General features: G+C 57.9%; 19 protein-coding genes and 1 riboswitch. Of the genes, 13 read left to right on the top strand and 6 right to left on the bottom strand.

The annotated features are described in order from the left end of the window. Nucleotides 1-17: 17 nt before the first annotated feature. Entirely contained in the window at nucleotides 18-1,343 is a 1,326-nt protein-coding gene (locus CAURIC_RS08850) for an O-acetylhomoserine/O-acetylserine sulfhydrylase (RefSeq protein ID WP_035113764.1), read from the bottom strand. Nucleotides 1,344-1,612: 269 nt separating this feature from the next. After that, nucleotides 1,613-1,735, top strand: a riboswitch (SAM riboswitch). Between the two features lie 21 nt (nucleotides 1,736-1,756). On the opposite strand from CAURIC_RS08850, the gene CAURIC_RS08845 reads away from it, so the two are divergent. The 3 genes from CAURIC_RS08845 (at nucleotide 1,757) to sucD (ending at nucleotide 4,628) form a co-directional block, all read left to right on the top strand. Then, entirely contained in the window at nucleotides 1,757-2,356 is a 600-nt protein-coding gene (locus tag CAURIC_RS08845; RefSeq protein ID WP_156963427.1) for a hypothetical protein, read from the top strand. A gap of 145 nt (nucleotides 2,357-2,501) precedes the next feature. Then, nucleotides 2,502-3,707, top strand: coding sequence for an ADP-forming succinate--CoA ligase subunit beta (gene sucC / locus CAURIC_RS08840; protein ID WP_035113768.1), 1,206 nt, complete (start codon nucleotides 2,502-2,504; stop codon nucleotides 3,705-3,707). 33 nt (nucleotides 3,708-3,740) lie between these two features. Continuing rightward, the gene (gene sucD / locus CAURIC_RS08835) at nucleotides 3,741-4,628 is read left to right on the top strand and encodes a succinate--CoA ligase subunit alpha (RefSeq protein ID WP_070433737.1); all 888 of its coding nucleotides are present in this window, start codon (nucleotides 3,741-3,743) and stop codon (nucleotides 4,626-4,628) included. A 189-nt stretch (nucleotides 4,629-4,817) separates the two neighbouring features. Here sucD and CAURIC_RS08830 read toward each other — a convergent pair whose 3' ends face one another. Then, entirely contained in the window at nucleotides 4,818-7,034 is a 2,217-nt protein-coding gene (locus tag CAURIC_RS08830) for an NADP-dependent isocitrate dehydrogenase (RefSeq protein ID WP_035113964.1), read from the bottom strand. A gap of 275 nt (nucleotides 7,035-7,309) precedes the next feature. Between CAURIC_RS08830 and CAURIC_RS08825 the strand changes: the two genes are divergently transcribed. The 9 genes from CAURIC_RS08825 (at nucleotide 7,310) to CAURIC_RS08785 (ending at nucleotide 17,683) form a co-directional block, all read left to right on the top strand. Next, on the top strand, nucleotides 7,310-8,482 hold the full coding sequence (locus tag CAURIC_RS08825) for an MFS transporter (RefSeq protein WP_052094981.1): 1,173 nt from the start codon (nucleotides 7,310-7,312) through the stop codon (nucleotides 8,480-8,482). 155 nt (nucleotides 8,483-8,637) lie between these two features. Next, nucleotides 8,638-9,672: an exodeoxyribonuclease III gene (locus tag CAURIC_RS08820; protein ID WP_035113771.1), complete on the top strand. Its 1,035-nt coding sequence runs from the start codon at nucleotides 8,638-8,640 to the stop codon at nucleotides 9,670-9,672. Between the two features lie 201 nt (nucleotides 9,673-9,873). Then, complete coding sequence (locus tag CAURIC_RS08815; protein ID WP_084588139.1) at nucleotides 9,874-10,626, top strand: trimeric intracellular cation channel family protein; 753 nt, start codon at nucleotides 9,874-9,876, stop codon at nucleotides 10,624-10,626. 26 nt (nucleotides 10,627-10,652) lie between these two features. Further along, entirely contained in the window at nucleotides 10,653-11,750 is a 1,098-nt protein-coding gene (gene trpS / locus CAURIC_RS08810) for a tryptophan--tRNA ligase (protein WP_235700708.1), read from the top strand. A 316-nt stretch (nucleotides 11,751-12,066) separates the two neighbouring features. Continuing rightward, nucleotides 12,067-13,059 carry an inner membrane protein YhjD gene (gene yhjD / locus CAURIC_RS08805; protein ID WP_052094959.1) on the top strand — a complete coding sequence of 331 codons (993 nt, stop codon included), beginning with the start codon at nucleotides 12,067-12,069 and terminating at the stop codon, nucleotides 13,057-13,059. A gap of 60 nt (nucleotides 13,060-13,119) precedes the next feature. Next, complete coding sequence (locus tag CAURIC_RS08800; protein WP_035113774.1) at nucleotides 13,120-14,424, top strand: adenosine deaminase; 1,305 nt, start codon at nucleotides 13,120-13,122, stop codon at nucleotides 14,422-14,424. A 315-nt stretch (nucleotides 14,425-14,739) separates the two neighbouring features. Continuing rightward, entirely contained in the window at nucleotides 14,740-15,738 is a 999-nt protein-coding gene (locus CAURIC_RS08795; protein ID WP_035113975.1) for a substrate-binding domain-containing protein, read from the top strand. Then, the gene (locus tag CAURIC_RS08790) at nucleotides 15,738-16,724 is read left to right on the top strand and encodes an ABC transporter permease (RefSeq protein WP_035113777.1); all 987 of its coding nucleotides are present in this window, start codon (nucleotides 15,738-15,740) and stop codon (nucleotides 16,722-16,724) included. The genes CAURIC_RS08795 and CAURIC_RS08790 overlap by 1 nt, the downstream gene beginning before the upstream one ends. Nucleotides 16,725-16,732: 8 nt before the next feature. Then, nucleotides 16,733-17,683: an ATP-binding cassette domain-containing protein gene (locus tag CAURIC_RS08785; RefSeq protein ID WP_290182523.1), complete on the top strand. Its 951-nt coding sequence runs from the start codon at nucleotides 16,733-16,735 to the stop codon at nucleotides 17,681-17,683. Between the two features lie 112 nt (nucleotides 17,684-17,795). On the opposite strand, the gene CAURIC_RS08780 is transcribed toward CAURIC_RS08785, so the two are convergent. The 4 genes from CAURIC_RS08780 to CAURIC_RS08765 form a co-directional block, all read right to left on the bottom strand. Beyond that, nucleotides 17,796-19,049: a hypothetical protein gene (locus CAURIC_RS08780; protein WP_035113780.1), complete on the bottom strand. Its 1,254-nt coding sequence runs from the start codon at nucleotides 19,047-19,049 to the stop codon at nucleotides 17,796-17,798. A gap of 22 nt (nucleotides 19,050-19,071) precedes the next feature. Then, nucleotides 19,072-19,236, bottom strand: a complete 165-nt coding sequence (locus tag CAURIC_RS08775) for a hypothetical protein (RefSeq protein WP_265914232.1) — start codon at nucleotides 19,234-19,236, stop codon at nucleotides 19,072-19,074. Nucleotides 19,237-19,409: 173 nt separating this feature from the next. Next, nucleotides 19,410-20,381 carry a C40 family peptidase gene (locus tag CAURIC_RS08770; RefSeq protein ID WP_035113783.1) on the bottom strand — a complete coding sequence of 324 codons (972 nt, stop codon included), beginning with the start codon at nucleotides 20,379-20,381 and terminating at the stop codon, nucleotides 19,410-19,412. Further along, nucleotides 20,378-20,695 (bottom strand): hypothetical protein, encoded by a 318-nt coding sequence (locus tag CAURIC_RS08765; protein ID WP_035113786.1) that lies wholly within the window; start codon nucleotides 20,693-20,695, stop codon nucleotides 20,378-20,380. Before CAURIC_RS08765 ends, CAURIC_RS08770 begins: the two co-directional genes overlap by 4 nt. 319 nt (nucleotides 20,696-21,014) lie before the next feature. Between CAURIC_RS08765 and upp the strand changes: the two genes are divergently transcribed. Then, nucleotides 21,015-21,662 carry a uracil phosphoribosyltransferase gene (upp, locus tag CAURIC_RS08760; RefSeq protein WP_035113789.1) on the top strand — a complete coding sequence of 216 codons (648 nt, stop codon included), beginning with the start codon at nucleotides 21,015-21,017 and terminating at the stop codon, nucleotides 21,660-21,662. The last annotated feature ends 236 nt before the right edge of the window (nucleotides 21,663-21,898 follow it).

Below are 21,898 nucleotides of genomic sequence, written 5' to 3'. Positions count from 1 at the left end.
GCTGGGGGTGGGGGTCGTTAAATCGCGTCGAAGGCTTGGCGCAGGTCGTTGATGATGTCGTCGATATCCTCAATGCCCACCGACAGGCGAACCGTGGCCTGGGACACTCCGGCGGAGGCCAGGTTTTCCTCGGTCGACTGGGAGTGGGTGGTGGTCGCGGGGTGGACCACGAGGGAACGCACGTCGCCGACGTTAGCCAGATTGGAGTGCAGCTTGAGGGCATCGATGAACTTCCACGCGGTGTCCTTAGGATCGGAGCTGCCGGTGGCTAGGTCGAAGGACAGCACGGCACCGGTGTACTCCAGTCCCAGTTTTTCCTTCGTGGCGTACCACGGGCTGTCGGGTAGTCCCGCGTAGTTGACCTTCGCAACCTTGTCATGACCAGCGAGGAATTCGGCAACCTGCTTCGCGTTCTCGTTGTGCTGGCGAACACGGAGCGACAACGTATCGAGGCCCTGCGTGGAGATCCATGCGTTAAAGGCGGACAGGGTAGCGCCGGTATCGCGCAGCAGGCCAACGCGCGCTTTCAGGCCGAAAGCAGCCGAGCCAAGGTCAGCGTACTTCAATCCGTGGTAGGCAGGGTCTGGGGTCACGAAGCCGGGGAAGACGGGCTTGCCATTGCGCTCTTGAGTCCAATCGAACTTGCCGCCGTCAACCAGAATGCCGCCGAGGGCGGAGCCATTACCGGTATAGAACTTCGTTAAGGAGTTGACCACGACATCCGCACCCAAATCCAGTGGGCGTACGAGGGCGGCGGTGGCTAGGGTGTTGTCCACGATGAGTGGGACGTTGTTCTTGTGGGCGATTTCCGCGATGGCTGGGATGTCCAGAACGTCGGCCTGAGGATTGGCGAAAGTCTCGCCGTAGAATGCGACAGTATTGTCCTGGACGGCGGCCTGCCACGATTCTGGGTCATCCGGATTCTCAACGAAGGTAGTGGTAATGCCCAGTTTCGGTAGTGTCACGAGCAGGAGAGTTTCCGTACCGCCGTACAGGCGCGGGGAGGCCACGATGTGATCGCCGGCCTGGGCGAGGTTGAGGATCGCTGCGGTCTCCGCAGCCTGGCCGGACGCGAACGCGACTGCGTGCACGCCACCTTCGAGGGAGGCGATGCGGTTTTCCAGTACCTCGACGGTGGGGTTGGTGAGACGGGAGTAAACGGGACCCAAGTCCTCTAACGCGAAACGCTGTTTAGCGTGCTCTGCGGAATCGAAAACAAACGAGGAGGAAAAGTGGATGGGCAGGTTGCGCGCACCGGTGGCATCCACCGGTTGGCCCGCGTGAATCTGACGGGTAGCAAAGCCCCAGTTATCGGCTGAGGAATTGTCGTACTTGGTTGACATGGGTGATCTCGATTCTTGTTAGTTTTTCGTGTTGTTCGCGACGGTTGCGGGCCGCAGTTCACCGGGGATGAAATGGCCCAGTCCGGTTGGAGAGAGACTTTAGCCCGCATGAAGATAATTGTAAACCGCTCTGTCTATTTTTTTGCCGATTTTTGGAAAAGTGGCAGGTGAATCGCGGTGTATTTTTCGTACCGCTTGGTCTGTTTTAGTGCTTGTGGGGGGGGGCTAAGTTGAAAGTAGACCAAGCTGTCTGTTAAGCTCTGCTGTGCGATCAAGAAGACCGACGATTCTAAGCCTCCCGGCTTGTCGGCTGGCAACCGCGCTCGTTCTGCGCACGGTGCCTCCGGGAGAAGATCAGCCAGCGAGGCAACCGCCCGCTGGAAGAGCGAACACTTTTTGCTAGGAGACTTTCTGTGTCTGACGACATGTCCATTCACATTCCTGATTCCGTGCCCAACAGTTCCGCAGACGACTGGGTTGAAGCCCACGTAAACTCCTGCGCTGGCACCAGCCTTACCTTCTCTGCCGGAGGAAAATCACACGTGCGGGTGTTCCGCAGCCAATTAGTGGCACTACTTGCCTTTGCTTCCTTGAGCCCTAGCTTTCTGTACTCCCACAGCCGGAACAAAGCTCGCCTGCACAACGGGAATGATCTGGAATTGCCCCCGCGGCACATTCAACACCAACACTGCAGCGCAGCCGAATGCAACGTGCTAGCGCCCGGACATAAGCCCCATCACGGGCCGGTGCTGCGTGCCACCAACGCGCCCGCAGAAAAATGGGTGCCAGTCGAAGTCCTCAAGGTGGAAGGGATGAAGGCTACCCTAGCTACCCCTCACGGGCAGGTCACTGTCTATAACCACCAACCGCATCACTTTGCTGATGTCGTTGAATTCCATGAACAGTTCGGCATCCTGCGGTGTGCTCGCAAGAGTGATCCCGAATCGCGGCATACAGGCAGGACCGTTATGTGGATATCTCGGGAACCCATCACCGCCTGCACTAAAGGCTAAGGGCAGCCATACAAAAATCTGTACGCTCGGGGATTGGACCGCACCCAGGGTCTCAGGGCTGATGCACGGCGTGGCGTCGGTACAAAAAGAGGCCACAGGACGGGAACCGCAAAGAAAACGCAGTCAAACCCCCAATGGAGACAACGTGGATCTTTACGAATACCAAGCCCGTGACATGTTCGAGGCACACCAAGTGCCCGTACTGCGCGCAAAGGTAGCGACAACCCCCGAACAGGCTAAACAGGCGGCAGAAGAACTGGGAACCCCAGTTGTTGTAGTTAAAGCTCAGGTGAAAACCGGTGGCCGTGGCAAGGCCGGCGGTGTGAAACTAGCCAAGAGCCCGGAGGAAGCTGCGCAGCATGCCGAGCAGATCCTGGGCATGGACATCAAGGGGCACACCGTTCACAAGGTCATGATCGCGGAAGGCGCAGATATCGCGGAGGAGTACTACTTCTCAATTCTGCTGGACCGCACCCGCCGTCGTTACCTGGCCATGTTCTCCAAGGAAGGTGGGGTAGAGATCGAAAAACTGGCTGTAGAAAAGCCAGAGGCGCTGGTTCGCCGCAACTTCACTGCACTGGAAGGTCTGACCGAGCAGATTGCCCGCGAGATCGCCGAACAGGGTGGAATGACTGGCGAAGATGTAGACAAGATCGTCCCAGTGATGCAGACCCTGTACAAGGTGTACTCCGAAGAGGATGCCAGCTTGGTTGAGGTCAATCCGCTGGTGAAGACCGGTGACGGCCAGATCATCGCCCTCGACGGCAAGGTTTCCCTAGACGATAACGCCGAATTCCGCCACCCGGATCACGCAGACCTGGCTGATCCTTCCTCCACGGACCCGTTGGAGCTCAAGGCCAAAGAGCTAGACCTCAACTACGTCAAGCTGGATGGAAACGTTGGTGTGATTGGCAACGGCGCAGGACTTGTAATGTCCACTTTGGACGTTGTTGCCTACGCCGGTGAGCAGTTCGATTCAAAGCCGGCGCCGGCGAACTTCTTGGATATCGGTGGTGGCGCCAGTGCGGAAGTTATGGCCAACGGCCTGGGCGTGATTCTGGGTGATAAGCAGGTCAAGAGCGTATTCGTTAACGTCTTCGGTGGCATCACCGCCTGCGATGAGGTTGCCAATGGAATCGTCAGCGCCTTCAAGATCCTGCAGGAACAAGGTGTGGAGCCTAAGCCTCTCGTCGTCCGCCTCGACGGCAACAATGCTGACTTGGGGCGCCAAATTCTCGAGCAGGCGGGTTTGCCGGGTGTTGAGATGGTCGGTTCTATGGACGACGCCGCGCGCCGCGCCGCAGAAATCGCTCACCAGGTGGGCGCTGGTAACCACACGAGCCAAGCGTAATTCCCTCGACGAAGAAAAGGATCACCTACAACTATGGCTATTTTCGTTAATTCCGAATCCAAGATCGTCGTCCAGGGCATGACCGGCTCTGAGGGGCGCAAGCACACCCAGCGGATGCTGAACTCCGGTTCCAACATCGTTGGTGGTGTGAACCCCAAGAAGGCCGGGACGACCGTGGAGTTCGATGGCGGTAAGTCCGTTCCTGTGTTTGGATCCGTGGCCGATGCCATGGAGGAGACCGGTGCGAATGTTTCCGTTGTCTTTGTACCCGCTGCTTTCACGAAGTCAGCAATGGTAGAGGCGATCGAGGCCGAGATGCCACTGGTCGTCTGCATCACGGAGGGTGTTCCGGTGAAGGACACCGCAGAATTCTTCGCCCTTGCGCGCCAGTCTGGCAAGACCCGGATCATTGGCCCGAACTGCCCAGGCATTATTAGCCCGGAGCAGACCAACGTGGGCATCATCCCTGCCGAAACCGCCCCGAATCAGGGCCGCATCGGTTTGGTTTCGAAGTCCGGCACGCTGACCTATCAGATGATGTATGAGTTGCGCGACCTAGGATTCTCCACCGCTGTTGGTATTGGTGGTGACCCGATTATCGGTACTACGCACATCAATGCCATCGAGGCCTTCCAGCAGGACCCGGATACGGACGCGATCATCATGATCGGCGAGATCGGTGGCGATGCGGAGGAGTTCGCGGCTGAGTACATCAAGGACAACGTGACCAAGCCGGTGGTTGCCTACATTGCGGGCTTCACTGCCCCAGAGGGGAAGACCATGGGCCACGCGGGAGCGATCGTTTCCGGCGGGAGTGGTACCGCCGAGGGGAAGAAGGAAGCGCTTGAGGCAGCTGGGGTGAAGGTTGGCAAAACCCCAACGGAGGCGGCTCACCTGCTGCGGGAAGCTATCCAGGGTTAATTGGTTGTGCAGGCCCTTGTTTTAGGCTCGTTGTGAGGCGCAGTCGGTGGTCAGTGCCTCCCGAGGGCGAAGCCGTCGTGGGGGTTGAATAGAATTCGGCGCTGCATCCCTCTGATGTGAGGAGATGCAGCGCCGAAGGGTTTCCTGCGCAGGAGCGCCGCGCCCGAAGACCGGCGGCTTAAAGGGGGGTTACTTCTTCAGAGAATCAATGATCTGGTTGAACGTCTCCGAAGGGCGCATAACCTTGTTGACCTTTTCATCATCCAGCCAGTAGTAACCGCCTAGATCGGCAGGGGTGCCCTGCACGTCAATGAGTTCTTGGGAGATTTCCTGTTCCTTCTGCTCCAACGCATCGGCGACAGGAGCGAAAACCTTTGCAAGCTCCTCGTCACGGTCCTGGTTGGCAAGCTCACGTGCCCAGTACATTGCCAGGTAGAAGTGCGAACCGCGGTTGTCGATCTCGCCAACCTTGCGGGAAGGGGACTTGTCCTGGTCTAGAACCTTCTCCGTCGCCACGTCCAGTGCATCACCCAAGATTGGAGTGCGTGGGTTGTTATCGGTCTCGGCCAGCTTGCGCAGGGATTCCGCCAACGCAAGGAACTCGCCCAAGGAATCCCAACGCAGGTGGTTTTCCTTCTGCACTTGCTGGACGTGCTTTGGCGCGGAACCGCCGGCACCGGTCTCGAACAGGCCACCACCAGCGATCAACGGAACGATGGAGAGCATCTTGGCAGATGTACCTAGCTCCATGATGGGGAAAAGGTCGGTGAGGTAGTCACGCAGAACGTTGCCGGTCACAGAGATTGTGTCCTTGCCAGCGCGGATGCGGTCCAGGGAGAACTGGCACGCCTCGGTTGGGCTCATGATGTGAATCTCCAAGCCCTCAGTATCGTGATCACCCAGGTATTTGTTGACCTGCTCAATCATATTGCGATCGTGAGCGCGCTCCGGATCCAACCAGAACACCGCTGGGGCGCCCGTCGCCGCAGCGCGATTGACAGCCAGCTTCACCCAGTCCTGTACAGGAATGTCCTTGGCCTGGCATGCACGCCAAATATCGCCTTGGGAAACTTCGTGTTCCATCAGAACCTCGCCGGCGGAGTTCAGCACCTGAACACGTCCGTCGTGAGGAATCTTGAAAGTCTTATCGTGGGACCCGTACTCTTCGGCCTTCTGCGCCATCAGGCCAACGTTGGGAACGGTGCCCATCGTGGTCGGGTCGAAAGCGCCGTTCTTGCGGCAGTCGTCGATGACAACTTGGTAGATCTCCGAGTAGGAAGAATCGGGTAGAACTGCGAGCGTGTCCTGAGTATTGCCATCGGCGTTCCACATTTGCCCCGAGTTACGGATCATCGCTGGCATGGAAGCATCCACGATCACATCGGATGGGACGTGCAGGTTGGTGATGCCGTTATCGGAGTCCACCATCGCCAAGTCGGCGCTGTCCTTGAGGGTCTTCTCAATAGCCTCGCGGATTTCTGTACCGTGCTCCAAGGATTCCAAACCGTCCAGGATGGCGCCCAAGCCGTTTTCTCCGTTCAGGCCCGCGCCCAACAACTCGTCACCGTACTCCTCGAACACGTCAGAGAAGTAGGCGCGTACAGCGTGACCGAAAATGATGGGGTCCGAGACCTTCATCATGGTGGCCTTGAGGTGAACGGAGAACAGAACACCTTCGGCCTTAGCCCGGGAAACCTGGGCGCGCAGGAACGTATCCAAGGCGTTCGCGCTCAACACCGTGGCGTCGACGATCTCATTTTTCAGAACCGGCAGCTCGTCCTTCAGTACCACGGTTTCCCCGTTGGGCTGTACCAGTTGGAAGCGCAACGTGTCGTCTGCTGGCATGATGACGGACTGCTCGTTGCGCCGGAAGTCATCGGCCTCCATGGTGGCAACGTTGGTCTTCGAATCGGCGGTCCATTCACCCATGGAGTGCGGGTGCTTGCGCACGAAGTTCTTCACGGCTTTTGGCGCGCGCCGATCCGAGTTGCCCTCGCGCAGGACGGGGTTTACAGCGGAGCCCTTGACTGAGTCGTAACGGGTGCGCGCGTCCTTTTCCTCGTCCGTGGAAGGCTCGGCTGGGTAATCCGGCAGATCGTAACCGGCCTTTTGTAGCTCGGCGATCGCGGCTTTCAACTGCGGTACGGATGCGGAGATGTTAGGTAGCTTAACGATGTTGGCCTCGGGGGTCTTGGCTAGCTCGCCGAGTTCCTGGAGTGCATCGTTGACCTGTTGCTCCTTGGGTAGCCTGTCGTTGAATGCGGCGAGGATGCGCGCTGCAAGTGAAATATCGCGGGTTTCCACCTGCACACCGGTGGTGGCAGCGAAAGCTTCTACGATGGGCTTGAGCGAATACGTGGCCAGTAGTGGGGCCTCGTCAGTGCGGGTGTAGATGATGTTTGCCATGTGGCGTTCTTCTCCCTGCATTCAGTATTAAGCGGTCAGATGTTATCGTTTTACCTTCCCCACAATACGTTAAACCCGAAACCTGTGAATGATACGGGTTCACGGGCTACTGTGTGGCCAGAATAGTAAATAGTTTCATAAATTTTTTGGAGTCCGCCCTCTTTATGTCTCCCTCCAAGGTTCCACAGCCCTCACTGCGATCCTCGAAAACGACGAAAGACTCGAACGCCGTTTCCAATCGTCTTTCTCGCCGCCCGATCCCTCGCCAAACCGAGATGGGCTCACGCCGTCGCACCTTCGCGATGTTCGCCATGGCCCTCGGCGGTTTCGGTATCGGGACTACGGAATTCGTGGCGATGGGATTGCTCAAATACATCGCCGCTGATTTCAATATCACGGAAGATACCGCCGGTCACATTATCTCCGCCTACGCCTTGGGCGTAGTCGTCGGCGCCCCCCTCATCACCACTCTGACGGGAAAGATTCCCCGTCGCCGGCTAGCGCTGATCCTCATGATCGCCTTCACCATCGGTAACGGGCTCACGGTATTCGCACACAACTACGACCTTCTTGTTCTGTCGCGTTTCATCGCCGGTCTGCCCCACGGTGCGTACTTCTCCGTCACCGCGCTTATCACTGCCTCGATGGCCCCGCCCGGTCAGCGTGGCAAGTCGGTGGCTTTAGTTAGTATGGGCCTTTCGGTTGCGACGGTCATCGGCGTGCCCGTTGCGCAGTGGCTGGGTGGCACATTCGGCTGGAACCTTGCGTTCCTCCTGGTCACCCTCATCGGTGTTTTCACCTTCATCTCGCTGTGGTTCACCGTCCCACACATGACACTCATGCCAGCCACCAATCCCGTTACCGAACTCGGCGCGCTCGTCAATTCCCAAGTGCTGCTCACCCTAGCCATCGGTACCGTCGGCTTTGGAGGCATGTTTGCGGTCTATACCTACATCACCTGGACGTTAACCGAGCGTGCCGGTTTTAATCCCTCCCTCATGTGGATTCCTCTGATGGTCTACGGCATCGGAATGGTCATCGGCACCTATATTGGTGGCATCCTGGCCGACCGCAATTTGGAATACACCATCTGCGGAGTGCTGGTCACGTTGATTTTCATCCTCACCCTCTTCCGATTTGTCTCCGCCAACGCTCCCTTGGCCATCACCGTGTTCGGTTTGATTGGCATGACCGGCTCCATCCTGGTTCCCAGCCTGCAGATGCGACTCATGGACGTTGCTGGAGATGCCCAAAACCTTGCTGCGGCCCTCAACCACTCGGCGCTCAATATCGCCAATGCCACGGGCGCCTTCGTTGGCGGGCAAGTCATCGCCGCAGGTATGGGCTATGCTTCGCCTGCCTTGGCCGGTGCGATCATGGCTGCCTGTGGCGTGGTGGTGTGGGTACCGACCTACATGCTGCGCCGGCGCCAGCTTGCCCGCGCCTAGCCCGCTTCTTGTCTGAGCTTCCCGATCTTCTCGTGGTGTGCTCGCGCCTCTTGGCGGGGCCTCGTCATTGAGAACCTCGGCTAGTCGCGTTGGCTTTTTCTTTTCCACCGACGCCCACAGCCTCCCCACCAACGCCACTGACTAGGGTAGAGGCCATGACTTTAACGGTGGCAACGGTAAACGTGAACGGAATTCGCGCGGCAGCTAAACAACGCAGCGAGACGAACCTGGGTATCCTGCCTTGGCTGGAGAACACCAGCGCCGACGTGGTCCTCTTGCAAGAAGTGCGTGCTAACGAAAAACAAACCGAAGCAGCGCTGGCCCCGGCTCTCGAAGCCGGATGGCACCTGGTCCAGGCGGAGGCTGCAGCTAAGGGGCGTGCGGGCGTCGGGATCCTATCGCGCCTACCCCTTACTCACGTGGCCACCGGGTTTTCCCACGCCGAAGAGCAAGCCGGCCTGACCGCCTCACCCGGTGCGCGGGAGTTCGATGATTCCGGGCGGTATATCGAAGCCCGGGTCAATACACATTTTGGGCCCGTGACTGTGGCCTCCCTGTACCTGCCCAGTGGAGCGGCGAACAGCGAAAAGCAGGACGAGAAGTATCGGTTCTTAGATTCTTTCGGCCACTTCATGCAGCAACGGGCTGCCTGCACGGTTGATGGTCAACCGGAAAACATGATTATCGGCGGAGATTGGAACATTTGCCACCGGCGCGCAGATTTGAAGAATTGGCGTACCAACCGCACCAAGTCCGGATTCTTGCCAGATGAGCGGGCATTCATGGACTCAATCTTGGGCTCGTGGCCAGATGAGAGTACTCAAGTGGGCGATGAAACCGATGCAGGACGCACCGGCAACCCAGCGGGTCGCGCAGGGGATTTCTATGGGGCCGTGGATTATTCGCCAACGCCGCTGGCGCAGCAACGTCTGCGGGAGGGGGCGAGTGAGAACCCGCAGTGGTTCGATGTTGTCCGTCGCCTTAACCCAGAAGCAGATGGGCCGTATTCGTGGTGGACTTACCGCGGACAGGCATTCGACACGGATGCGGGATGGCGGATTGACCTACACGTGGCGACCGAGGGGATGCTGGAGCGCGCACGTGTGGCCAACAATGCGTGGGTTGATCGCGCGGAAGCTTACGACTTGCGCTGGTCTGACCATTCGCCTGTGATTGTGGAATACGCCTAAGTGGCTGGCGGGTTCTGCGGTGTCGTTTGAGGTGCGCGGCCAGAGGCCTACAATGATGCGGATCCGAACAACGATGCGGATCCGAACAACGATGCAGGCTCGAACAACGATGCGGGCGCGAACAACGATGCGGGTCCGAACAACGATGCGGGCTCGAATCCGCAACTTCTTGAAGTGTTGATGTAGAAAGGTACGTTCCTTATGCTCACCGTACTTTTCGTTATCGGTATTACCGCAGAAGCTATGACGGCTGCCCTAGCCGCGGGGCGGCAGCGCATGGACTTGTTCGGGGTGTGCATGATCGCCTGTGTCACTGCCCTCGGTGGCGGAACTATGCGCGATCTCTTACTTGCTCACTATCCACTGCGGTGGGTGAATGAGCCAGTCTTTTTGTTGATTGTGGTGGTTGCGGCCCTCGTCACCGTGCTGACGAGCGTATTGATGAGTTACTTCCGGACCATCTTCTTATTGCTTGACTCTCTGGGTTTGGCTGCTTTTTCCGTGCTCGGCACGCAAGTTGCTCTAGGGGAGGGGCATGGCTTGATCATTGCCTGCATGGCAGCGGTGGTCACAGGTGTGTTCGGCGGTGTGGCCCGCGATATCCTGTGCGACCGCGTGCCTCTAGTATTCTCGGACGAATTGTATGCCTCCGTCGCCTTTGTGGCGGCCGTGTTGTATTACGCCATGCACACCAACGGAGTACCTGAACAAGTGACGGTCATTGTCACATTGGTGGTGGCGTTCACACTGCGTGTGTTGTCCATCTACTTCAAAATCTCCCTGCCGGTATTCGAGTATCAGGAGCGCCACTATGCCCGTGACCCAGCAGGGCGCTTGACGATGTGGATACTTAATCGCGCGGGAGTTCGGCGTCGAACACTAAAGAAAAAAAGGGTTGGCAACGTCCGCCGAGAAGAGGAAGAAAAGGAAGAAGAAGGACCCGAAGGGCGCTAGTTTTCTGCCGGAGTAAAGTTACAACTATGTCCAATACTGAAAACATCCCTGAAACTAGTGCAGAAACTGTAGCCGCAACCAACAATGGTGCAGCGACAGCTCACCCCGAGCGCAAACAGCGCGTGGTATCCGGCCTGCAGCCCACCAGCGATTCCTATCACCTCGGTAATTACTTGGGAGCGGTCAAGCAGTTTATTGATTTGCAGGATGATTACGACACGCTGTACTTCATCCCTGACCAGCACGCCATTACCGTGCCGGGGTACAACCCGAAAGATCTACGCAACCGCACCCTAGCGGGCGCAGCTCAGCTGCTAGCCCTAGGCATCGACCCTGAGCGTTCCACGTTGTTCGTGCAGTCTCATGTGCCCGAGCATGCCCAATTGGCGTGGGTACTTATGTGCATCACCGGGGATGGTGAAGCGCGCCGCATGACTCAGTTCAAGGATAAATCGGCAAAACAGGGCAGCGAGAACACCACTGCGGGTCTGTACGCGTACCCAATGCTGATGGCGGCAGATATTCTGCTTTATCGCCCGAACCTAGTGCCAGTGGGGGAGGATCAGCGCCAACACCTAGAACTTACGCGTAACCTCGCAGAACGCTTTAACTCGCGTTATAAGAAGACCTTCGTGGTGCCCGAAGGCTTCATCCCCGAATCCGCCGCGAAGATTTACGACCTGCAGGAGCCTACTGCCAAGATGAGTAAGTCCGGGGATAATCCCAAAGGCATCATCAACTTGTTGGATGATCCCAAGGTATCGGCTAAGCGCATTCGCTCAGCGGTAACGGATAACGATGCCGAGATCCGCTACGACAAAGAAAACAAACCTGGCGTATCCAACCTGTTGGTGATCCAGTCCAGTTTGTCCGGCAGGTCGATTGATGACATCGTGGCAGGTTACCAGGCCGCGGGCTCCGGTTATGGCGACCTGAAGAAGGACACGGCCGAGGTTCTAGAGGAGTTCTGTTCCCCATTGCGTGCACAGTTCGACGAGTACATGTCCGACCGCGCTGAGCTGGAGCGCGTGCTAGCTAAGGGTGCGGAACGTGCCCGTGAGATCGCTACGCGCACCTTGGAACAGGTCTATGACCGGGTGGGGTTCTTGGTTGCGGGTAAGTAACCTTTGCGCCAAGCGTATGGCGATGCGTGGGATGGGTCTACGACCGGGATGGGTTTACGACCGAGTGGGTTTATTGGCTGCGGGCAGGTAAGCAATGCGCTGGGCGCGTGACTCCACCATGACCTACGCGCGCCCCGGGGTGGTTTCAACTCAAGATGAACCGGATACGGATAAGGGGAATGACCTACCCACGCCCCGGGGTGGTTTTTCTGAAGGCGCAGGGCGATAACGTGGCGAGCCCCCAGTGAGACGCGGGCTCACATAGTAGGCTCCACTATGACGTTTCATATCACCACGGAAAGGCTGGAACGCTTCGGTGGCTACAAAAACAACCGACCCCAATAAGGACAAGCTCGACGACTACGGCGTTGAGCGTGCGCGGGAAGATAATCCGGGCGCGATCGATAAGTACCGTGAGAAGTGGCCCTGGTTCGATCACATCATGCGCATGCAGGAGCGCTATTCCGAAAGAGGTGGCAACCAGTTTGCCGCCGGCATTACTTACTTTTCGGTTCTCTCCCTGTTCCCCCTTCTGATGCTGACATTTTCTATCACCGCGATGGTGTTGGCGGGAAACCAAGAACTGCTGAATAAGGTTATCGATAAAGTTGCCCAATCCGGTGGCGACAAGATGAGTGAAACCCTGACGACAATCATCCACCAGGCGGTTGAACAGCGAGCCTCGGTATTCTCCATCGGTTTGCTCCTCGCCCTGTGGACTGGGTTGGGTTGGATGGCGCATCTGCGCATGGGGGCCTCCGAAATGTGGAAGGTTTCTGGTACCCCGAAAAACTTCATCATGGGTAAGGTCAAGGACTTCATTGGGCTCATCGTCCTACTCATTGCACTAATAATTGCCTTCGCGGTAACCGCCATTGGTAACTCCGGGTTGACCATGCGCCTTCTGGAGATGCTGCACTTGTCAGATATCCCGGGCATCCGCATTCTCACCTTCCTAGTTGCACTAGTGGTCGCCCTGATTGCCAACTACATCGTGTTTGTGTGGCTCATCGCGTACCTGCCACGAACAAATACTGATCGTCCTTCTGTTTTCCGCGCTGCGATCATCGGCGCCGTGGCCTTCGAGGTCTTCAAACAGTTTGCGACGGTGTTTTTCTCCAACGCGCTGAGCAACCCCGCTGGAGCGGCTTTCGGTCCAATCATCGGTGTGATGGTCTTAATGTACTTCGTGTGGCGCATTGTGTTGTATTGCTCTGCATGGGCTGCAACCACCGACCGTGCGCTCTCCCAGGTCACGCCTGAGGCACCACCGGCGGCGATCATCAATGTGCGTTACGACGCCCACTAAAGTCGCGCGTTTCGACGCTCGCTGAAGGTTGGACAAGTAGCCTCGCTAAACTAGTGGTTCATGAGCCACGTTGAAAGCGAACTTCTGTCCACCATCGCCAGCTTGCCTAAGGTTGAACTTCACGATCACCTTGACGGCGGGTTGCGCCCAGCAACGATCATTGAGCTGGCTGAAGAAAGCGGTTACGACAAGCTGCCCACCACTAACCCGGAAGAATTGGAAAAGTGGTTTTACGATGCAGCCAATTCGGGTGATCTGCCCACTTACCTCACCACTTTCGACCACACTACTGCGGTTATGCAGACGCGCGAGGCGTTGATTCGTGTCACCCGCGAGGCGGTCGAAGACCTCGCCGCGGACAACGTGTGTTACGCCGAACTGCGGTATGCCCCAGAGCAGCACCTGAACGCGGGATTGAGCCTGCAAGACGTTGTGGAGGCCACCGTTCAGGGCGTGCAGGAAGGTGAGCGACTGGTAGCTGAGCGCGACAACAAAACCATCCATGTGCGCCTCATCCTTTGCGCCATGCGACATGCAGATCGTGCCACGGAAATCGCCCGGTTGACCGTTGATAACTACGGCAAGCACACCCCAGGCCAAGGCTACGTGGTGGGCTTTGACATTGCGGGTGCAGAACTGGGCTTCCCGCCATCCAAGCATGCCGAGGCATTTGCTCTATTGCGTGAAAACCTGGTGCCGTTCACCATTCACGCCGGAGAAGCCGATGGTGTGGATTCCCTCCGCTCGGCTCTGGCGCAGGGGGCTCGACGAATCGGTCACGGCGTGCGCGTTTACGAGGACTTCAATGCCACTATGGCAGGTATCGAATTGGGGCCCGTGGCAACGGCAATGCTGGATCAGCGCATCACCTTGGAGATTTGCCCCACTTCGAACACCCAAACCGGTGTGTGCGAATCGATCGCCGATCACCCCTTCAACCTGTTGTACGACATGGGCTTCCACTGCACGGTGAATACGGATAACCGCTTGGTTTCCGGTACCACCATGACCCAGGAGTTTGCGCGCCTCATCGAGGAATTCGATCTGGAGTTGTGGCAGATGTTGGAGCTGACCACCAACGCACTGGACGTTGCCTACTGCCCGCAGGGCCTGCGTGAGGACTTAGCCCGGCATGTCATCTACCCAGCGTACGCCGGAGTTGGAGGCGTACTGGGTGCTGACGGTTCTTTGGATACCGACGCCCACGAGCACGACCACTTGTCTTCTGGGCTACGGGGCTTGCACAGCCACGAGGTGGCGGAGGATCCCCGGCTGGAGTTGTCGATGGAAAACCTCAAGGCGGAGTTAGAAGAGCTGGGCCTTAGCTTGGATGATGACGCTGAGGACCAAGACGGCGCGAACTAGCGGTTCAATCTGCGCAGGTGAATCCACCCCCTCTCTGAGGGTTTCAAGTCAAACGAAGGCGGTTCGGTCTGCGCAGGTGAAGCCACCCCCTCTCTGAAGGCTTCAGGTCAAACGAAGGCGGTTCGGTCTGTGCAGGTGGGGGCCACTGAAACGTTTAAGAACGTCATTGAATAAATTGACTCATCCCTTCCGACCTGCGCATAATCAGAATTTGTGCGACCACAATCGGTAAATCCTCAGTCCCAGCGCAGCCAGCTTCGGCGCTTGTCTTCGTCCCCAATAACGGCATCGGAGACTCATTCACCAGATTTCGCCATTGGCCGTGTGCGCCTAGTGGTGATCGTGGCCGCGCTGCTTGTGGCGTCGATAATCCTCAGTGCTTGCTCGGCAACCGGAGGGCGGCCGCGTGATACCGGCGAGTCCGGCGGTGGCGGGGGCGTGGATACCCCGCGTTACACCGTAGCGATGGTGAGTCATGGCGCGCCCGGGGATACTTTCTGGGACCTCGTGCGGGCAGGAGCGGAAGACGCGGCGAAGAAGAACAACTTGGAGCTGCGCTACAGCTCCTCGCCGCAAGCTCCGGATCAAGCCAACCTAGTGCGCAACGCGATTGATTCCAAGGTCGACGGTTTGGCTTTAACGATGCCAACCCCCGAAGCCTTGGGACCTGCTGCGAAGCGCGCAGCGGATGCTGGGATTCCCACGGTGGCGCTGAACTCCGGAATGGATAACTATGGGCGCTATGGTATCTCGGCGTTCTTTGGGCAAGACGAAAAGGTGGCCGGGGAGCAAGCCGGACAGAGGCTAGCTAACGACGGGGCCAAGAAGGTGCTGTGCGTGATTCACGAGCAAGGTAACCCCAGCCAGGAATCACGGTGTGGTGGAATTAAGAAGGGGCTCGCGGGCAAGGGCGATGTTGAAAACCTTTACGTCAACGGGATGGATCTCACGAACGTGCAGTCCACCGTGCAGGCAAAGTTGGCGCAAGATAAGAGCATCGATTGGATCATGGGCCTAGTTGCGCCCGTGGCCCTGACCAGCGTGAAATCCGCCAAGACCGCAGGTAGCAACGTCAAGATCGCCACTTTTGATACCAATGCCGAGTTGGTTGCCGCCATCAAGAAGGGTGATATTCAGTGGGCTGTGGATCAACAGCCCTACCTGCAGGGTTACATGGCGATCGACGCGCTGTGGTTAGCCCAGCGCAACGGCTCCACCGTCGGCGGTGGCAAGGCGGTACTCTCCGGTCCAAGTTTTGTGGATAACTCCAATGTGGAAACCATCGAGGATGCAGCCAAGAAAGGACTTCGTTAATGGCCAGTTGGCTTAAACGTCCGGAGTTCGCCTCCGTCCTCGGCGCACTCGTTATTTTCGCACTGTTCATGATTGTGGCACCGAGCTTCCGTAGCGCCGACGCGTTTGCAACCGTGTTGTACGCCAGCTCCACCATGGGGATCATTGCGCTAGCCGTCGGTGTGCTGATGATCGGCGATGAATTCGATTTGTCCTCCGGCGTGGCGGTGACCACCTCTGCGCTGGCTGCGACGATGCTGAACTACAACTTCTGGCTGAATTCCTGGGTCGGTGTGTTCCTCTCCCTGCTGATAGCCCTGGCTGTTGGTGCATGCAACGGGTATTTGGTGATGCGAACGGGAATCCCCAGCTTCCTGATCACGTTGGCAGCATTTCTCATGCTGCAGGGCATTAACCTGGCTGTCACCAAGCTAGTCACCGGGCAGGTTGCTACCCCGTCCATCAGTGATATGGAAGGTTTTGAATCCGCACGTCGGGTTTTTGCTTCCAGCGTGGATATCTTTGGAGTGAGTATTAACGTCACCGTGTTCTGGTGGTTGTTTTTCGTGGCGTTGGCTAGCTTCTTGCTGTTTAAGACCCGTTTCGGTAACTGGATCTTCGCCGTGGGGGGTGACGCCGAAGCGGCCCGTGCCGTTGGTGTACCAGTGCGACGGGCGAAGGTCATTCTGTTCATGTTCGTGGCATTTGCCGCATGGTTCGTGGGCATGCATAACTTATTCGCATTTGATTCGATCCAGGCGGGCCAGGGTGTGGGCAACGAATTCCTGTACATTATCGCCGCCGTCATCGGCGGGTGCGCGCTCACCGGCGGAAAGGGTACCGCCGTGGGCACGGCCGTGGGCGCTTTGATTTTCGGCATGACCAACCAAGGCATTGTGTACGCAGGCTGGAACCCTGACTGGTTTAAGTTCTTCCTGGGCGCGATGTTGCTGTTTGCTGTGCTGACCAATAATTCCGTTTCTCGATTCACTAGCGGAAAGGCGTGATCTCGACTATGTTGCGGAAATTTTCTCGAGGGGACAAGGCACAGGTGAATGTCGATGCGAACGGGGGCGTGGCGGGTGCCGGTGTGAGTACCGGTGCGGGTGGAAGTGCAGTACCGGTTGGTGTGGGTGTTGAATCCGGTGTGAGTACCGGTGCGGGTGGAAGTGCAGTACCGGTTGGTGTGGGTGTTGAATCCGGAGTGGCACTGATTGAATTGCGCGATGTCACCAAGGACTACGGGCCGATCCACGTTTTGGATGGGGTTAACCTGCGGATTCACCCAGGTGAAGTAACCTGTGTCCTAGGCGATAACGGTGCGGGCAAGTCCACACTCATCAAGATCTTGGCTGGTCGGCACCCGCACTCCAGCGGCGAGCTGCTCGTCGATGGGGAAGAAGTTCACTTCGCCGGACCCAAAGCGGCTCTGGATCGCGGTATAGCAACGGTGTATCAGGATCTCGCCGTTGTGCCGGAGATGTCGGTGTGGCGCAATTTCTTCCTGGGCCAGGAAATCACTGGTGCGCTGGGGACATTGAAAACCGATATGATGCGCGCTATCGCTGGGGAAGAACTAGCCAAGATGGGGGTAGACTTGCCCAACGTCGAGGTCCCTATCAATACATTGTCGGGTGGTCAACGACAGGTGGTGGCGATTGCACGAGCGGTGTACTTCGGTGCGCGGGTGCTGATTTTGGACGAGCCCACTGCCGCGCTTGGCGTCAAGCAATCGGGAATGGTGCTCCGGTTCGTGAAGGCCGCGAAGCAAAAAGGGCTGGGCGTTATCCTGATTACCCACAATCCGCATCACGCGTACCTGGTGGGGGACCACTTCGTAATGCTGAACATGGGGCGGCAGGTGATGGATGCCAGCTATGACGAAGTGACATTGGAACAGCTCACACTAGAGATGTCCGGCGGTGGCGAGCTTGAAAGCTTAGATCACGAGCTGCGCCGGGGTTAGCGTGCTGGGGTTGTTGCGCCGGTGAGGTGGGGTTAGCGTGCTGGGGTTGTTGCGCCGGTGTGGTGAGGTTAGCGTGCTGGGGTTAATGCGCTGGTGTGGTGAGGACTGTGGATTAGAAACGGGTGAATCGCTTAATCAAGCCTTCCTCCAACGCCTTCCAGCCCTTGGCTTCCTTGTCGAAGGGAGCCGAAGGGGTGGCAGAGGAAGGAGCGCCCAGCATGTAGGCTAGGTAGTTCTGTAGCTCGGGGTACGCCAGCAGGATCTTATTGACGCCATCGTCGCCCGCCCAGTCAGCTGCGTCCGCGAGCAGTTCGTATGCCCGACCCAGCTGATCTGTATCGACCGATTCCACGGACTTAGCGATGTCCTCGCGCATCCCGGTGAAGACGTACTGGTTCGTGTCGTGAACCTTGACATCTAACTCGCCGGCGTTCGCCATGCTGACGATGTCCCCCCAAGTGGAGAGCGATTCCAGGTCGTGTTCTGGGGCATCGATAATCCAGCGAACCAGTGTTTTGGCATTCGGGAAGGTGTGAATCTCGCCATTCTTGCCTAGAAAGAGGGGCTTGTCACCGACGTAGCACCGCAGCGTGTAAGCGTACTGGCCACCGAGGGAAATACGGATGGGGTCGATCCCAGATTGAGCCCAGATGGTGGAATCGTATGGATCGATATCCGCGGCTTCTTTGTCCTTTTGCTGTTGGTTCGCGAGGGCCTCAGCTTTGTCCTCGGCGGCTTTCTTGGCAGAGTCGATGCGTTCCTGGGCTGCTTCCGTGCTAGATTCCTTGACCTCAGGGTGAATGATGGCGCCTTCGATGGCATCTAGGATGGTTTTCCAACGATCCAGGACCGTGCGACCTACGCCCGACCACTCTTCCATGCCATTTTGGGAAGCGTAGTGGTCCGCACCGCGGCGGGTGTTACCCAAAATGGAGTACGAGTGGAACCAGTTGTTGATGTCCTTGATGTCCATCACGCTGCCGAAGCTGCGTACTAGATCGAATGCACGGGTGACGGTCGTGGTGGATTCGTAGCCTGGGCGTTGTGCCAATACTCGGGGGAGCTCGATCAGATCGATCGTGGTCTTTTCGGTGGGAATCACGCTGGCATCGAGATTCGCGGAGAACTGCGACCATTTCGGGTGATCTGAGAGTTCGTTCTGGCCCCCGTCATTGAGGTAAGCCAAGATCTCTGCGGGGCTGCTGAAGACGTAAATCTTGTCATCGTTGCCCAGGAACGCCTGCCAGGATTCCCCCTTGACCATCCAATGAGGTGCCCACAGGGTGTACCACGTGCCGCTGGTGAGAACCATCTTGACTGGGACCACGCCGGTCCCGAAGGTTCGAGTACTGGTTTCTACTGCCATGATGCAGCATCTTACCTTGTTCTTATCGCAATTCCATCGTTAGGACGGGAGGTACGGTCGCGGGTTCTTCACCTAGGAACTGCGCCTGCAAATATTCTCTTTTCTCTGGAACAGTCACGATCCGGGCAAGTCCCGTGGAGTGCTTCGGGCCCACTAATGGTCGGTCGGCGTGGTTTGTTGCATTCATGGCTGGGTCCTTTGTGTGCTGGTGGTTATTGAATGTTTAGGTTCGGTGTGTTTTGTGGGCTGGTTGCGTTTGGTGTGTTTTGTGGGGTGGTTGCGTTTGGCGTATGTTGGTGGGCTGGTTGCGTTTGGTATGTTGGTGGGTTTGGTTGCGAGGTAGTGGATCCGCAAGCATGGTTACGCCGCCGTGGGGCGATAGAACCCTTTGAAGGCCATGCCGATGTTGTCGCGCCGGATGGGGTTGATCTGTACAGGATCGCCAGCTTCGATCATCCGACCGTTGTCCACAACCATTGCCACATGCCCATCCCAGACAGCTAGATCCCCGGGGCGTACCTGATGCTGCGGGATTTGAGGGCCGATTGCTTGCGCATCGGCCGTGCGCGGCAGGTCGATGCCCGCTTGCTTATACGCCCACTGCGTTAACCCGCTGCAGTCCAATCCCTGACCGGGGACGTTGCCGCCCCACTGATACGGCGTGCCGAGAGCGGATTTGGCAGCCGTAACTGCCCGATCCGCAGCTGTAGATGGTGCCAGAGCACCACCATCCATGGCGGCGGTGTGCAGGCTGGGGGAGGGCTTGTCTAGGGGACCGGTGGGGTGCGCGAGCACGGGTTTTTGCGCGACGACTTCCCCGTTTGTCGCTTCTGCGCGGGGTGTGAGAAGGTGAGTGGATTTCACTTTGGCCGTCAGCGCGCGCAGAGTGGCACCCAGTTCTTCTATCTCGGCTTCGGCGCGGCCCCAATGTGTCATCGCGATGGGTAGTAGCGTGGCCATCGCCGTGGGCGGATTCAGTAGCATGCTCCCGTGCAATGCCCCGGATAACTGGGCAAAGCACTCCCGAGCGATCGTCATTATCCGTGTGCCGGTCGCTTGCGTGGCCACCACGGCCTCGCGAGCAATATCATCCAGCTGATTGCCACCCTTGATCACACTATGGACCGCCCGCATAGCCTCATTAACGTTGCGAGTTACAGCGTGCCCAGCCTGCCCATGGATTCCGTTGGCGATATAGCCTTCTAACTGGCGCCCCACCGATTCCACATCAGCTATGGATGCCAATCCCTTTACCGCACTGGATGCACCGGCTGCTGTCGGTGCAGGGAGCAGACGCAAAATGGGTTCCAATAGCCCCGCAATATTCATCATCCCGCCTTCCCTCGGAACATCGCCGCGTGGTCGGATTCATGATTTCCTACTGCGGTATCGAAATCGCTGAGGCCCGTGGCGGCGTCGGTAAAATAGCTAGCAAGCGCTTGCAAGCCGGAATTGTGACGTGACCGCGCATCGGCCAATGCAGCCGAAAACTCTTGAGCAGCGGGGTGCGGTACTCCCGAGAGAATCGATGGGAGTACTTCGGAACGCGAGTGCAACTGGGAGGCCACGGTGTGGGCGATGGTGGCCGCGCTGCGGACCTCGTGAGCAATGAACGTTAGGGGCGCAGGGGATGAAACTTCGGCCATGGCAGGGCAGTCCTTACTACTAACGAAAGCTCACGGGGTGAGGCAGGCAGAGTTCTATCGAAATCCGCTGAGGAACGGGGCCGTTCAAACCGCGAGCGTTCAGGGGTGCGTCACTTACGAAATCGTTAGACACGGGTGTTCACGAAAAGGTTCATGCTGCGGTGGGTTGGTGACGGTGGGTTGGGTTGGTTCGAGATGGGTGGTGACGGTGGGTTGGGTTAGTCCGGGTTGGGTGGTGCTGAGTTGGGTGAGCTGGCTCGGTGGTGTGTTGGACTGCGTAGTTTCGAACGCACCTGCCACATGCGTAAAATGTGGGGCTATGGAAACAAAGGTGGTTAATCATCCTCTGGTGGCATCGCGGCTCACCATCATGCGCGATAAAAACAGCGACAACGCTGCCTTCCGCGCGGCGCTTGCCGACCTCGGCGCGATGCTAGTTTACGAAGCTGCCGGTGAACTAGAGCTCGAGAGCTTCGAGGTTGACACCCCAGTGCAACAGGCCGCAGGGTTCCGCCTGCGAAAACCACCCATTATCGTGCCCGTCATCCGCGCCGGCTTGGGCATGATTGACCCAGCCTTATCCATGATCCCGGATGCCCAAGTGGGATTCATCGGCCTTGCGCGTGATGAGGAAACCCACGAACCCGTGCCGTACCTCGAAGCTCTGCCCGATGACCTGAGTGGACAACCCGTTTTCCTTGTGGATCCTATGCTAGCGACGGGTGGGTCACTGTTGCACGCCATTCGATTACTGGTGGAGCGCGGCGCGGACAACATTACGTGCGTATGCATGGTGAGCGCGCAACCTGGAGTAGACGCACTGGTGGAATCCGGGCTACCCATAAAACGCTTGATTACCGCGACCATTGATCCTGGGCTCAACGAGGATGCCTACATCGTGCCGGGGTTGGGCGATGCCGGTGATCGCCTGTATGGCCCGCGAAACATTGATCTTGGGGCGCTTTAGTCTGGCTAATCCGGTCCGAATAATTCAGACTGAGCGGGCTGGGTGAAGTCACTGGGGGAGATTGACCGTTCCATCGAGGGGGCGGAGGGCGCGTGCGGGGAGCGGAGCTCGGAGGGCGCGTGAGGGGGGGGGAGGCTCGGGAGGGGCGCGTGAGGGTGCGCGGTTTGGGGTGCCGTTGGTCTCGTGTTGAATGATGAATGTGCAGCAGATGTCTAACAAGAATGCGTGTTTTTGTC

This window comes from Corynebacterium auriscanis (assembly GCF_030408435.1).
Taxonomy (GTDB): domain Bacteria; phylum Actinomycetota; class Actinomycetes; order Mycobacteriales; family Mycobacteriaceae; genus Corynebacterium; species Corynebacterium auriscanis.
The sequence above is the reverse complement of the archived record's forward strand: the minus strand, read 5'-3'. Positions and strand labels throughout refer to the sequence as shown.